This is a genomic window from Streptomyces sp. NPDC102406 (assembly GCF_044765725.1).
Classification (GTDB): Bacteria; Actinomycetota; Actinomycetes; order Streptomycetales; family Streptomycetaceae; genus Streptomyces.
The window spans coordinates 709,523-722,190 of the sequence record NZ_JBIWKP010000001.1; the positions used below are offsets into that span (position 1 = coordinate 709,523).

General features: G+C 74.5%; 12 protein-coding genes and 1 tRNA gene. 4 read left to right on the forward strand and 9 right to left on the reverse strand.

The window, feature by feature from the left end; genetic code table 11:
* Positions 1 to 362 precede the first annotated feature (362 nt).
* Entirely contained in the window at positions 363 to 1,592 is a 1,230-nt protein-coding gene (locus ACIRF8_RS03415) for a M6 family metalloprotease domain-containing protein (RefSeq protein WP_404210360.1), read from the forward strand.
* Between the two features lie 337 nt (positions 1,593 to 1,929).
* On the opposite strand, the gene ACIRF8_RS03420 is transcribed toward ACIRF8_RS03415, so the two are convergent.
* The 7 genes from ACIRF8_RS03420 to ACIRF8_RS03450 form a co-directional block, all read right to left on the reverse strand.
* A tRNA-Lys gene (locus ACIRF8_RS03420) sits at positions 1,930 to 2,003 on the reverse strand.
* Complete coding sequence (locus ACIRF8_RS03425; protein ID WP_404210362.1) at positions 1,994 to 2,605, reverse strand: bifunctional DNA primase/polymerase; 612 nt, start codon at positions 2,603 to 2,605, stop codon at positions 1,994 to 1,996. The genes ACIRF8_RS03420 and ACIRF8_RS03425 overlap by 10 nt, the downstream gene beginning before the upstream one ends.
* 111 nt (positions 2,606 to 2,716) lie before the next feature.
* On the reverse strand, positions 2,717 to 3,073 hold the full coding sequence (locus tag ACIRF8_RS03430) for a hypothetical protein (RefSeq protein WP_404210364.1): 357 nt from the start codon (positions 3,071 to 3,073) through the stop codon (positions 2,717 to 2,719).
* 85 nt (positions 3,074 to 3,158) lie between these two features.
* Positions 3,159 to 4,520, reverse strand: a complete 1,362-nt coding sequence (locus ACIRF8_RS03435; RefSeq protein ID WP_404210366.1) for an AAA domain-containing protein — start codon at positions 4,518 to 4,520, stop codon at positions 3,159 to 3,161.
* The gene (locus tag ACIRF8_RS03440; RefSeq protein WP_404210367.1) at positions 4,517 to 6,103 is read right to left on the reverse strand and encodes a hypothetical protein; all 1,587 of its coding nucleotides are present in this window, start codon (positions 6,101 to 6,103) and stop codon (positions 4,517 to 4,519) included. Before ACIRF8_RS03440 ends, ACIRF8_RS03435 begins: the two co-directional genes overlap by 4 nt.
* Positions 6,100 to 7,254 (reverse strand): hypothetical protein, encoded by a 1,155-nt coding sequence (locus ACIRF8_RS03445; RefSeq protein ID WP_404210369.1) that lies wholly within the window; start codon positions 7,252 to 7,254, stop codon positions 6,100 to 6,102. Before ACIRF8_RS03445 ends, ACIRF8_RS03440 begins: the two co-directional genes overlap by 4 nt.
* Positions 7,178 to 8,110 (reverse strand): phosphatase PAP2 family protein, encoded by a 933-nt coding sequence (locus ACIRF8_RS03450; RefSeq protein WP_404210371.1) that lies wholly within the window; start codon positions 8,108 to 8,110, stop codon positions 7,178 to 7,180. The genes ACIRF8_RS03445 and ACIRF8_RS03450 overlap by 77 nt, the downstream gene beginning before the upstream one ends.
* Before the next feature lie 246 nt (positions 8,111 to 8,356).
* Here ACIRF8_RS03450 and ACIRF8_RS03455 point away from each other — a divergent pair, with 246 nt between their 5' ends.
* Positions 8,357 to 8,956: a histidine phosphatase family protein gene (locus tag ACIRF8_RS03455; RefSeq protein WP_404210373.1), complete on the forward strand. Its 600-nt coding sequence runs from the start codon at positions 8,357 to 8,359 to the stop codon at positions 8,954 to 8,956.
* Between the two features lie 16 nt (positions 8,957 to 8,972).
* Here the strand turns inward: ACIRF8_RS03455 and ACIRF8_RS03460 are convergent, their stop codons facing one another.
* Positions 8,973 to 10,349, reverse strand: coding sequence for a tetratricopeptide repeat protein (locus ACIRF8_RS03460; RefSeq protein ID WP_404210375.1), 1,377 nt, complete (start codon positions 10,347 to 10,349; stop codon positions 8,973 to 8,975).
* 353 nt (positions 10,350 to 10,702) lie between these two features.
* On the opposite strand from ACIRF8_RS03460, the gene ACIRF8_RS03465 reads away from it, so the two are divergent.
* Positions 10,703 to 11,104: a hypothetical protein gene (locus tag ACIRF8_RS03465; protein ID WP_404212258.1), complete on the forward strand. Its 402-nt coding sequence runs from the start codon at positions 10,703 to 10,705 to the stop codon at positions 11,102 to 11,104.
* A 33-nt stretch (positions 11,105 to 11,137) separates the two neighbouring features.
* Positions 11,138 to 12,025 carry a spermidine synthase gene (locus tag ACIRF8_RS03470; protein ID WP_404210377.1) on the forward strand — a complete coding sequence of 296 codons (888 nt, stop codon included), beginning with the start codon at positions 11,138 to 11,140 and terminating at the stop codon, positions 12,023 to 12,025.
* A gap of 19 nt (positions 12,026 to 12,044) precedes the next feature.
* On the opposite strand, the gene ACIRF8_RS03475 is transcribed toward ACIRF8_RS03470, so the two are convergent.
* Complete coding sequence (locus ACIRF8_RS03475) at positions 12,045 to 12,575, reverse strand: hypothetical protein (RefSeq protein WP_404212259.1); 531 nt, start codon at positions 12,573 to 12,575, stop codon at positions 12,045 to 12,047.
* Positions 12,576 to 12,668 lie beyond the last annotated feature (93 nt).

A 12,668-nucleotide genomic window follows, 5' to 3' on the forward strand; every position in this document is an offset into this window, starting at 1 on the left:
GCGTCGTCTGGTCGCGTGGTCCGATCGCATGGTCCGGTCGCGTGATCCGGTGCGGCCGGGGTCCCGTCAGGAAAGTGTGCCGATCATAGAGGCCGGTCGGACGGCCTATCCAGCCTTGTCCACGGGCGGTTCCACTCCGGGGAGCCGGAATCCACCCCGCCAGATCGTTTCTGCCCGCTCCGGGCCCGGCTTCTGCCGCACCCCGATCACCTGTGACGGCCTGTGACCGCTCGGGGTGTCGCGCCTCACTCGTCCGGGCCAGATAAACAGGGCGAATCGCGATAAGCACCCACAATCTGGGTGGGGTGCCGCACATTCCCCACCCGGAGGTCGACTTGCCGCGTCCGCAGCCACTCGGGGGAGTGGACACGTCCCGCCTACGGGCCGCCGCGGCGGCGCTGACCGCGCTCGCCGCCCTGGTCGCCATCGGCCTGGTCACGGGCCCGGCGGGCGCCGCCCCCTACGCGGGCCCGTGCGCCCTGGAGCGCACCGCGGCCCATCACTCCGAGGGCGTCGACACCTGGAACACGGCCTATCCGCGTCCGCGTCAGACCCTGAACGCGGTGCTGATCTTCCTCTCCTTCCCCGACTCGGCCCCGCTGACGACGCCCGCGGAGCTGACGGCCGACTACTTCCCGGCCACCAGCCGCTTCTTCTCCCAGGCCTCGTACGGCAGGTTCACGCTGGTGCCGCATCCGCAGCGCGCGTGGCTGCGGATGCCGCGGGACTCCACCGCGTACGGGATACGGCGTGACTGGCACCCGGCGGACCGCGGCGCGTATCTGCGGGACGCGCTGCGGGTGGCGGACCCGGGCACGGACTTCAGCGCGTTCGACGTCGTCTACCTCATCGCCGACCCGGACGCGCCGGGGGTCGACTCGGACGCCACGAAGGTCGTGAACTTCGACCGGCCGATGCGGGCCGACGGCACCGACATCCGGCGGGCCGTCACCGTCTTCGAGCAGCACCCGCCGGACCGCAACGTCCTCGCGCACGAGACCGGCCACGTCTTCGACCTGCCCGACCTCTATCACCGGCCGTCCGACGGCAAGGGGGACTGGGACACGTACGTCGGCGACTGGGACGTCATGGGCAGCCAGTTCGGCCTCGCGCCGGACCTCTTCGGCTGGCACAAGTGGAAGCTCGGCTGGCTGGACCAGCGACAGGTCGCCTGCGTGACCCGCACGGGTACGACCCGGATGACGCTGGAGCCGCTGAGCACAGGGCCGCGCGCGGCGGACGCCCCGTTCGGCACCGGGGACGGCACCAAGCTCGGCGTCGTACGGACCGGTCCCGACAGCGTGATCGCCCTGGAGGCGCGCGGCGCGGGCGGCAACGACGACGCGACCTGCACGCGGGGTGTCCTCGTCTACCGGGTACGCGGCGACTCCTCGTCCGGCGAGGGCCCGGTCCAGGTCCTCGACGCCCACCCCGACACGGACGCCTGCCAGAGCGACTCGGTCTACCCACCTCTGGCGGACGCCCCGGTGGGAGTGGGCGAGAGCTTCACGGTGCCGGGCGAGCACCTCCACATCGAAACAGAGAACCGCACGGCCTCCGGCGCGTACACGGTGAAGGTGACGACTGGCTGAGCGGGGACGCGCCGTGCTGCCCTGGGGGCGCGCCCCAGCCAGCCGTGCTTTCCCGCGGGGTCCCGCGCTGGCCCCGGGGGGACGGGGGTGCGGGTGGCGGAGCCCCCGCCGGGCGCGGCGCAGCCGTGCGAAAACAACGGTGGCGGGACGGTTCGCGCTTTTCGCGAACACATCCCGCCACCGACAACGTGCGCCGCCAGGGACTCGAACCCCGGACCCGCTGATGCTGCATCCCCCGGGGGGTGACCCCCGGACCCCCAGCCGACCGCCCGGCGCCGGGACCCGCCCTGTTCCACGCGAAAGGCCCCCCGTTCGCACGGAGGGCCTTCACTGTCGGTGCGCCGCCAGGGACTCGAACCCCGGACCCGCTGATTAAGAGTCAGCTGCTCTAACCAACTGAGCTAGCGGCGCCTGCTGACGTCGTAGACCTTAGCATCCTGATCGGCGGCGGGAAAAATCGAAATTCGTACGGCGGCGTGCGCCCCGGCGCGGGCCGCTCGGACGCAGGCCCAGAGCAGTACTTCGGGGCCGGGGAGCCAGGGGCTGCGGGTGTCGGGGGCGACGAGCCAGCGGGAATCGGGGCGCTGCCCGGAGAGGGGCGTGGGGGCGGGGACGGTGACCGCGTCGCCGGTTCCGTGGCAGAGGAAGGGCGGCACGGCGGGGCCCCACTCCTCCCATTCGAGCAGCGAGGGCAGCCGCTGGGCGGTGCCCGGCGCGGCGAACAGGAGCATGCGACCGCGGTGGGCGGCGACCGGCCCCGAGCCGGGGCCCTCGTCCCAGAGCCGGTCTAACATCCGCCGGCCGAAGATCGCGGGCACGTTGACGACGTCGAAGACGGAACCGCAGGGCAGCACCACGGGAGCGGTGGGGCGGGACTCCCAGTGGGCGAGGGTCGAGCGCGGATACGTTCCTGCGGAGGCGAGCCATGCGGCGCCTTCGGGGGTGACGCCACTGACGTCGTAGTGGTCGTCGGGGGCGCCGGGGGCAGGGGCGAGGGGGTGAGCGAAGTCCATGTCCCCCACATCTACACGGGGTGAGGGATCGACTCCACAGGGTTGCGGGAAACCGGGACAGGAGAGGGAAGCGAGGAGTATCTTGCCCCCTGGCATATGCCAGAAGGGTGGCTACGGCGCCTGCTCCGAGCCGCTGCGCAGCAGGTCACGGCCGAACTCGACCATCTTCTTCGCGTAGTCCTCGGTCCACTCCGCGCGCCCCGCGATCTCCGCCGTGGTCAGCCGGTCGAACCGGCGCGGATCGGCGAGCTGGGCCGCCGCGATCGCCTGGAACTCCAGGGACCGGTCGGTCGCCGCGCGGAACGCCAGCGTCAGCTCCGTCGCGCGGGCCAGCAGCTCGCGGGGGTCCTCGATGGACTCCAGGTCGAAGAAGTGCTCCGGGTCGGCGGCGGCCTCCGCGGGCTCGAAGATCAGCGGGGCGGGCCGCATCCGGGGCTGCGGCGTACGGGGCCGCTCGGGCTCCGCCATGGTGGTTCCTCCTCGTGCCGGTGACGGCCCGTCCGGTGCCCGGGCCGCCTTCCATTGTCCGCAGGGGCGCAAGTACGCCCGTCGTTCAGGGCCGCCAGGCCACCCGGTGCCGCGCGAGCCGGTCGAGGACGGCGTGGTTGGCCTCCCAGCCGTCGGGGAACTTCACGTCCACCCCGAGCTGCACCGGCTCCGTCGACGGATGCTCGTCGAGGAGTTCGGCGACCCCGGCCCGGCACACCACGACGCACGCGTGCCGGTGCCGGGACGTCAGCACGCACAGGCGGCCGGTCTCCAGGTGGAACGCCGTCGCGTCGGGGCGGCCCGACAGGGGGTGCAGGACGACGGTCACGTCGAACTCCCGGCCCTGCAAACGGTTGGCCGTGTCCACCGTGACGTCCCGCACGCCGAGTTCGCCCAGGGCCGCGCGGACCGCCGCCGCCTGGTCGCGGTGGGCGGTGCCGACGCAGATCCGGTCGGCGCTCAGCGGCGCCGCGTCCGTCCCCCGCTCGGAACGGGCCAGGCCCTCCCGGTCGAGCAGCCGCCGCACGACGAGCGCCACCGCCCGCACCGCCTCCGGATCGGTCCGCGGCGTGTGCGCGGCGGGCAGTTCGAGCAGCCCCCAGCCCGCGTCCGCGGCCTCGTCGATGACCCGGTCGACGCCCGAACCGTCCGACGGGGCGAGGAAACGCAGGCCCCGGTCGCCCTCCTCGGTGCCGCTGCGGAACGGCGTGAACGGGTAGAACGCCCCCGACACCAGCGGCGCCGCCGACGCGGGCAGCCGCCACGACACCGGGAGCCGGTGCTGCGGCAACTCCGGGTTGTGGGCCAGCAGCGTCGAGACCGCCGACGCCGACGGGTCGTAGGACAGGCCCGCCCACTGCTCGGAGCCGACGATCGCGAACGGGTCGAGCTGGCCCGGGTCGCCCACGAACAGCGCCCGCTCGAACAGTCCCGCCACGGCGAGGAGCGCGTCGGACCGCATCTGGTAGGCCTCGTCCACGATGGCGTGGCGCCACGGGCCGCCCGCGTCGGCGACCTTCACGTGCGCCCACTTCGCGGCGGTGGAGATGACGACCGGCAGCGGCGCCAGATCGGCCGCCTTCGTCGACGTGCGGACGGTCACCAGGTCGTCCAGCGCCTTGTCGTACGCGTCCGGGTCGCTGCTGTGCAGACGGCCGACGGGCAGCTCGGGGTTCTTCTCGTGGAGCCGCAGGACGAGGTCGTCGACCTGGGCGTTGGTCTGGGCGACGACCATCAACGGCCGCCCCGCCTCGGCCAGTTCCAGCGCGGCCCGCACCACCAGGGTCGACTTCCCCGCGCCGGGCGGGGAGTCCACGACGACACCCCGGGCGTCACCGTCGAGCGTGTCGCGCAGGATCGCCTCCGTCGCGCGGGCGGCGGCGACCGACGGGCTGAGCGCGGCCGGGTCGAGAGGGGTCACGGTCACAGCAGGTCCTCCGAGGTCACGGCGTCCGGCGCGGGCAGGTCCGTGCCCGGCGGCCCGCCGTGCGTCCACGGCGTCTCCTCCGGCTCCGGCAGCTTGGGCCCGCCGCGCTGCTCGTGCTCGAACAACGTCCAGACCACCTGGTCCCCCTTCTGCGGCACCGACCCCTCCTCGGGCTCCTTGCCGCGCCCCATCTTGTCCAGGACCCGCAGCACGACCGCGTCCCGCGCGTCACTCTCGTACGCCACGAACTCCGCCGTCTGCGGTTTGCCTTCGAGGGAGCGGAACACCTTGACCCGCTCCCCGAGGTGCGGCCGGTCGTCGGTGCGGACCGTGATCAGGGGGCGTGGCCGCTTCTTGTCGTTGTACGCCTCCACCACCTCGGTCACCTCACCCGCGAACGCCTCTCCCGCGAGCCGCCTGCCCGCCATCACCAGGGGATCGTCGAGCGCCTCCTGCGCGTCGAGGCGGGCCTGCTCCCGCTCGCGCGTCGCCAGCTTGTTCGCCGCGGTCACCGCGTCGTCGCGGCGCGGCTGCGGCGGCTCGCCCGCGGCCACCCGGTCGCGGTGCCCGGTGAAGGACCAGCGGTCCCGCGTCCAGCGCTCCGCGGCGCGCGGACCCTCGGGCAGCGTGCACAGCAGGTCGAGGCCGCGCCACACCGCGTCCCAGGTGGGCCGGGTCCGCGACTCGACCAGGGCGTGGATCTCCCGCTCGGCGGCGGCGACCTCGGCCAGGCGGCCGTCGGCCAGGACCGGGTCCTCGGCCGCCGCCAGTCGCGTACGGGCCCGGTCGTAGCGCTCGATCGCGGGCGCGAGCAGCTTGTTGTCGAAGGCCGGGTCGGTGGCGGGGCCCGCGGGCGGGCACAGGAGCTGGCCGTCCGGGCCCCGGTCCAGCTCGGCGCGGAGCGCGGCCTCGGCGCCCGAGACACCCCCCGGCGGCGCGATCCAGGCGAGCAGCGCGCCCAGGTGCTGGTCCTCCAGGCTCGACTGGCCCGTCGCCCAGTGCCGGGAGAGCAGATCCGTCATGGCGAGCAGCAGCGCGGAGCCGGGGACGCGGGCCCGCTCACCGAAGTGCGTCAGCCAGCGGCCGAGCAGCGGCACGTGCGGCGGCGCCGGATAGGGCGTCTCCGGGTCCTGCTCGGCGGTGCGGCGAAACCGCATGGACCGGCCGAGCAGCCGCACGAGCTCGATGCCGGCGCGGCTCGGCACGATCACCTGCGGGGCGTCCGCGCACAGCTCGACCTCGACCTTGACCTTCTTCCCGGTCTCCGGGTCGGTCTCGCTGCGCTCGGCGGCCTCGACATCGGCGGCGTAAGCGTCGATGTACGGCAGGACGGTCTCGGCGAGCCGCGTCAGGAACGCGAAGCGCAGATCGCGGTCGCGGGGCTGCGGCACGACCAGCAGACGGGGGGAGGTCCGTTCGGTGCCGACCAGGGCGCCGAGCGGGGCGCCGGTCTCGCCCGCGGTCGTCAGCGGGACGATGACCAGCGGTTTCTGCGAGAGGTGCCGGTGGCGGACCGTGGCGATGGGCTGCGCGCGGCCGGTGCTGGTGGCTTCGAGCCGCGCCAGGTGGTTGATCAGGCTCACCGGGCGCCTCCGAGGGCCTCGGCCCGCAGCGCCGCAGCGCGCCGCAGCGCCGCCACCGTCGGGTCCGCGGGATCGCCCGTCTCGCCGCGGGCCACGGCGAGCACCGCGTCGACCGTGGTGAGGCCGCCCAGTTCGGCGCGGAGCGGTCGGCCGAGGCTCGTCACGGCGCCCTGGGCGCGGGACCGCTCACGGCAGTGGAAGGCCAGCTCGCAGGCGGCCAGACACTCCGGCGCGTAGGTGGCGGGCACCGACTCGACCGCGGCGGCCAGCTCGGCGGGTGGCCGGTCCGGGTCGAGGGCGGTGCCGGGCGGCAGCGCGGCAGCGATGTCCTCGATCCGGGTCAGCCGCCGCAACTGGCGCCGCGTCACCGAGAGCTGCTTGCGGACGTCGACGGCCGAGGCGGCGGGCAGGTTCGAGAAGTCCTTCGGGCAGACCAGCACCACCCGGTCGCGGACCCGCGCGGCGGTGTCCGGCAGGCGACCCGCGACCTCCTGAAGCGCCAGCACGTAGACCGCGGCCTGGCGGGCGGCGGCGCCGACCTTCGCCGCGTCCGCCGCCCCGTCGATCATGGGGAAGGACTTGATCTCGACGACCGTCCAGCTCCCGTCCGGGTGCACCACCACCGCGTCCGGCTCCAGGAACGCCGGACTGCCCGCCACGTCGAGGGCGAGCATCGGATGGTCGAGGAACGTCCAGAGGCCGGGGGACTCCACCGCCTCGCGCAGCGCGAGCGCGGTGCGCGCGGTGCGACCCTCGGGCCCCATCGCCGACAGGTCCGGAGCGCGGACGAGATCGGGGACCGGCTCGGGGGCGGCGGCGTCCACGCGCGCGTGCACCAGGTGCAGCAGCCCCGAGCCGCCGTCCGCCTTCACCCGCGCCTCGAACACGTTCCCCCGGGCCAGCGCGAACTGGGACTGGCCGAACCCCGACGGCGCGCCCAGCGCGTCCGCGAGGCGGGCCTTGTCCACGCCCGCGCCGTCGAGGAGCGCCCGCCGGTCGCACCCCGGGTTCGCGGCCAGCGCGGCCAGGGCGCGGGCGTCGAGCGGGCGCGGCGGACGGTCGGGGCCGCGCAGCTCAGCGAGCCGGTGCCGGAGCCCCGTCGCCTGTGTCGTGCGGCGTGGCGGCCTTGCGCTGTCGGGGAATTCGCTCACCCGGGGAAGTCTGGCACTCTCCACTGACAATTGAGGAACGAGTGAGGGAAGGGACGGTCCAGGGCCTGACCGCGGCCCTGGCGTCCAGCCGGTTCCTGACGCGCTCGGCGAGCCGCGTCACCGGCTTCGTCAGGAGCAGGCCGGTGCCCATCACGGCGGCCCCGGCGAGCGCGTCGAGGAAGTAGTGGTTGGCCGTGCCCATGACGACGACCGTGGTGATCAGCGGATAGGCGACGCCGAGGGCCTTCGCGTAGGGGCCGCGGCCGTTGCGCCACAGCATGACGCCGCACCACAGCGCCCAGCCGACGTGCAGGCTCGGCATCGCCGCGTACTGGTTGGTCATGCCGCCCAGGCCCTTGGGCGCGCTGGCGGCGCCGCCCCACCAGCCGTACGAGCTGTACTGCGCCATGGTGTCGACGAAGCCGTGGCCCGCCGAGAGCAGCCGGGGCGGGCAGGTAGGCAGCAGGGTGAAGCCGATCAGGCCGATCAGGGTGGAGGTCATCAGCCAGGTCCTGGCGGCCCGGTAGAGGTGGGCGCGGTGGCGGAAGATCCAGACCAGGACGGCCGGGGTGACCACGTAGTGCAGCGAGGCGTACCAGAAGTCGGCGGGCACCCCGAGCCAGGGCTCACGCGTGAAGAGACGGTTCAGCGGGTGTTCGATGTTCAGGTGGACGGCCTTCTCGGCCCGCAGGATCGCGAGCCCGTGGCCCACGGCCGTGCCCACGTCACCGCGGGCGAGCAGCCGACCCGCCGAGTACGCCCCGTACACGAGGAGGAGCAGGGGCAATTCGGTCCACCACCGGAGCCGGACTTCGGGTACCGCCTCCGTGCGTGGTGCGTGGTCGATCTGCGACATTCGGGCCGCTCCCCCTCTTCCTCGTCCGGCGGCCTCCGGCCACGTCGCTCACCCTAAGGTGTATGCGGGTCGCCGCGTGGGTGACCCCTGACCCTCGTAGACGCGAAGATCAGTCTCCGGGTTGCCCGCTCGGCCGTCCGCAATCCGGTTACGCGATGATGGATGCGGCGACGCCGCCCGTTCGCCCCTGGTTCACCTCATACGTCCGGTAGATCCGTACGCCCGTTCGTCGTGAAAGGTCCCCGCATGGCACCGCGCATTCTGTTGGCCCGGCACGGACAGACGGAGTGGTCCCTGTCCGGACGGCACACCGGCAGGACGGACATTCCGCTGCTGGAAGAGGGCCGGCGCGGCGCGAAGCTGCTCGGCGAGCGGCTGCACGGCGCGCCCCACGACGGGCTGCCCGGCGTCGAGGTGCGCACGTCGCCGCTGGTGCGGGCGAGCGAGACGTGCGCGCTGGCCGGGTTCGGGGAGCGGGCCACCGCCTGGGACGCGCTCATGGAGTGGGACTACGGCGCGTACGAAGGGCTCACCCCGGCCCGGATCCAGGAGCTGCGGCCCGGCTGGTTCATCTGGCGCGACGGCGTCCCCGACGGCGAGACGCTCGCCGAGGTGACGGCGCGGGCCGACGAGGTCGTGGCCTGGGCCAGGTCCGCCGACCGTGACGTGCTGGTCTTCGCCCACGGGCACATCCTGCGCTCGATCGGCGCGCGATGGCTCGGCCTGCCGCTGGACTTCGCGGCCCGCGTCCGTCTCAACCCGACGTCGCTGTCGGTGCTCGGGTGGGCGTACGGGGAACCGGCCATCGAGAGCTGGAACGAGACGGGGCACCTGGCCGCGGGCTGATGCGCGCGCCCCGCGGTCAGCGCCGGGAAGCCGCGTGCGCCTCCAGGAACGCGGCCACCCCGGCCGCCCTGCGGTGAGGCAGCAGGACGCGGGCCGTCGTCGCCAGCATCGACTCGATGCGGGACGAGCGCACGTCGCGGAGCAGGGCGAGCGCCCGCGACCCCGCGTCGGCCGCCTCGTCCGGTTGGCCCGAGCGGGCCAGGTCGTCCGCCAGTTCGGCCGTGTACAGAGCGGTGTTGCGGGTGAAGTGCGGGTCCTGCAGGGCGACGGCGCGCCGGGCGTGCCGGGCCGCGCGCCGCCAGTCGCCGAGAGCCGACCAGCACTGCGCCTCCAGGCCCTCCAGCTCGGCCTCGCCGTAGAACGACATCCACTCCGGGTCGGCGTCCGAGGCGCCCCGCGCGAACAGCGCCTGCGCCCGCACCAGCGACCGCTCGCACGACGGCCGGTCGTCGAGCCCGGCCCAGCCGCCCGCCTCCCGCAGCGCGAGCAGCGACAGCAGGCGCGGCGAGCCGAGCGGCGCCGCCACCCGGGTCGCCGCCTGCGCCGCCCGGACGGCCTCCCGTGGCCGCCCCACGTCCCGCGCGAGGAACGCGGTGTTGCAGAACGCGTGCGCCTCCAGCGCCTCGTCGCCCGCCATCCGTGCCGTCGCCAGCGCCTCCGCGTAGTGCGAACGCGCCTCGTCGAAGCGGCCCGAGTCGTGGGCGAGCCAGCCGACGGAGATCGCCAGTTCGCCCGCGCCCGCCTGGAGCCGCTCGGTGACGTCGCGCCGCCCGGCGCCCTGGTCGAGCAGTTCGAAGGCGGTCCGCAGCGGCGCCTCCGCCCGCCGGTAGAGGCCGTCGGCGCCGTGCCGGTCGTCGAGGAGCCGGATCCGCCGGATCGCCTCCTCCACGGAGCGGGCGCCGGCCCGCGCCGGGTAGCGGTCGAGGTCGGCGGCGTCGGCCGGAGCGGCGCCGATGTGGGTCAGGGTGGCGACGGCCAGGGTGGCCGTCGAGCCGGTCATGCCGGTCATGAATGCGCGACGCCGCACGTCGCTCTCCTCGTGGTGCGTGTACTCGGTGGCTACGGGGCTCTCAAGCCGGGCCCCGGACGGGCGGGCGCCGCGCCCGCGCACCGAGGCGCGGGGCGCGAACCCGAGGTCCGCGAGCGTCCGGCCCGGGAACATGTGCAGGAACACGCGCTCGTACGCGTAGTTCGGACAGCGGATCGCGCCGGACTCGACCCGGCCGATGTAGCGGGCGTCGCAACTGACGCACTCGCCGATCTCGCGGGCCGCGCGCCGTACCGCGGCCGCGAACTCGCCCGGCGAGCGCTGTCCGCGCAGTCGCCGGAAGGCGAGGTTGGGGCGCGGCGGCTGTGGTGCCGGGGCGTCCGGAGGATACGGAGACGACGTCATGGGCGGGTCCTCCCGTGCGAACCGTGCCGGACACCGAGGGTGAGGGCGGACCCTGGGTCAGGGCCTGTCCGCACCCGCCCGCGAGCCGTCAACTCCCTTGTCCGGCGAGGCTCGAAGGTACCGGGTGTGACGGTACCGACACGCAGTGTTTGGCTACAAACCGGATATCTCACCCGCAATCTGCCATGAACTGCCATCCTTTGCGGCGGCGTGCCGCCGTAGCCGTTGACGCCCGCAGCCGTTGAACCATGTGGCGAAACCCCCACCGGCACCACTGCCATGTACGCGAAGAGTGAGGAGGGGCTGACGTGTTGGACGCCTCACAACCCGTGACGTCACCGCCCGTCGAGTCGTTGTCGACGGCGCGACACCGCCCGACCGAGGAGAACAGCGCGCAGCCGCCCGGCGGCTGCGACCTGGTGACCGTCGGATCACGGCAGGGACTGGAAGCGGTCGACATCCTGCGCCGCGCCAGCGCCGAACCCTTCGGCCCGGTCCTGCACGACGGCGGCAAGACCCTCGGCTTCCTCGTCCCGCCCGGCACCGCCGACGGCTGGGACGTACCGGGCAGCGCCTGTACGCAGACCCAGGGCCGGGGCCTGTCGCTCGCGCCGCCGGTCGAGGGCACCGGCTGGCTGCTGCCACCCGCCGCCGACGACCCGGACTGCGCCGACCTGGTCACCGACCCGGCCGTGCTGCGGGCCGCGCTCGACGAGGCCGCCCGCCTGATCGAGGCCGCCGACAACTGCCGCTGAGCCGTCCCGCCGCCCGCCACGGATAATGGCCGGATGGCCAGGTCACGCGGGAATCAGGGACGCAAGGGCGAGCGGGAGGGCCGGGGGGCCAGGGAGCCCGTCGTGCGGAGCGTCGACGGCGGACTCGCCGAGCTGATACCCGACCGGGACCGGCCGTCCGCCTGGACACTGCTCCTGGACGGCGCCCCGCAGTCGCACGTCGACCTCGACGACCCGGCCCACCTCGCCTTCGAGTACCAGCGCCGCATCGGCCACGTCCTCGACCTGGCCGCGGACCCGGGACGGCCGGTGCAGGCCGTGCACCTCGGCGGCGGCGCCTTCACCCTCGCCCGCTACCTCGCCGCCACCCGGCCGCGCACCACGCAACAGATCGTGGAGAGCGACGGCCCGCTGGTCCACCTCGTGCGCGAGGAGCTTCCGTTGCCGCCCGGCGCGCGCATCCGGGTCCGTACGGCCGACGCCCGCGAGGCCCTCGCCAAACTGCCCGACAACTGGGCGGACGTCCTCGTCGCCGACGTGTTCAGCGGGGCCCGCACCCCCGCCCACCTGACCACCACCGAGTTCCTGACCGAGGTGCGCCGGGTGCTGCGGCCCACCGGCACCTACGTCGCCAACCTCGCCGACGGCCCGCCCCTCGCCCACCTGCGCGCCCAGATCGCCACGGCCGCGGCCGTCTTCCCCGAACTGGCCCTGATCGCCGACCCCGCGGTGCTGCGCGGCAAGCGCTTCGGCAACGCGGTCCTGGCGGCGTCGGCGCTGCCCCTGCCCGTGGCCGAGCTGACCCGGCGCGCGGCGGGGGACCCGCACCCGGGGCGGATCGAGCACGGCCGGGCGCTGATGGCCTTCACCGGCGGCGCGGGGCCGGTCACGGACGCCACCGCGAAGGCGTCACCGGCGCCGCCGCCCTCCGTCTTCCGCTGAAGAGAGGTGCGTGAACCGCTCAGTAGGTGGCGATCTCCACCGACGGGCGGTGATCGTGCCAGGTGCAGAACGCCGACACCCTCCGCTCCCCGGACGTGAACTCGACCCGGATCCACGTCGACTGCTTCCACACCTGCACCGACCAGCCGGAGTCGGGCGTCGCGGACACCAGCGTCGCCGAGGTCTCCCCGAGGTCGAACACGGCACGCCCGCCCGCCGTCGTGTAACTCTTCACGTTCCCGGCGGACGCGGTGGCGGAGGGCGAGACGCTCCGCCGGGGCGTCGCCGACGGGGAACGGGTCGGAGCCGGGGGCCGCGACGACCGCACCGGCTTCGCGCGGGACGGCGTCGCCGAGGGCGTGGGCTCCGGCCGGTGCGTGGACGAGGACAGCGGCGACGCCGACCCCGACGCGGCGACGGCCACCGGCAGCGCCCTCGGCGGGTCGTACGCCGTGCCCGACATCACCGTGTGCACGCCCCACCACGACAGGGTCACCGCGGCCCCGGTGGCGAGCAGCCACGCCACGGTGTGCACCAGGCCCCGGCGCACGGGGCGCGGGGTCCGGGGGAGATCCGGGGTCTCGGGCGGTGGTGGTGGTGTCGGTCGCATCGCGGGCCATCTTGCACCACGCCCGGCGCCGCT

What these genes read in the sequence shown, in the direction of transcription:
- ACIRF8_RS03425 (WP_404210362.1), bottom strand. Translation starts at nt 2,605, where the DNA reads ATGGACTTCGCTCACCCCCTCGCCCCTGCCCCCGGCGCCCCCGACGAC.
- ACIRF8_RS03430 (WP_404210364.1), bottom strand. Translation starts at nt 3,073, where the DNA reads ATGGCGGAGCCCGAGCGGCCCCGTACGCCGCAGCCCCGGATGCGGCCC.
- ACIRF8_RS03450 (WP_404210371.1), bottom strand. Translation starts at nt 8,110, where the DNA reads ATGTCGCAGATCGACCACGCACCACGCACGGAGGCGGTACCCGAAGTC.
- ACIRF8_RS03455 (WP_404210373.1), top strand. Translation starts at nt 8,357, where the DNA reads ATGGCACCGCGCATTCTGTTGGCCCGGCACGGACAGACGGAGTGGTCC.
- ACIRF8_RS03460 (WP_404210375.1), bottom strand. Translation starts at nt 10,349, where the DNA reads ATGACGTCGTCTCCGTATCCTCCGGACGCCCCGGCACCACAGCCGCCG.
- ACIRF8_RS03470 (WP_404210377.1), top strand. Translation starts at nt 11,138, where the DNA reads ATGGCCAGGTCACGCGGGAATCAGGGACGCAAGGGCGAGCGGGAGGGC.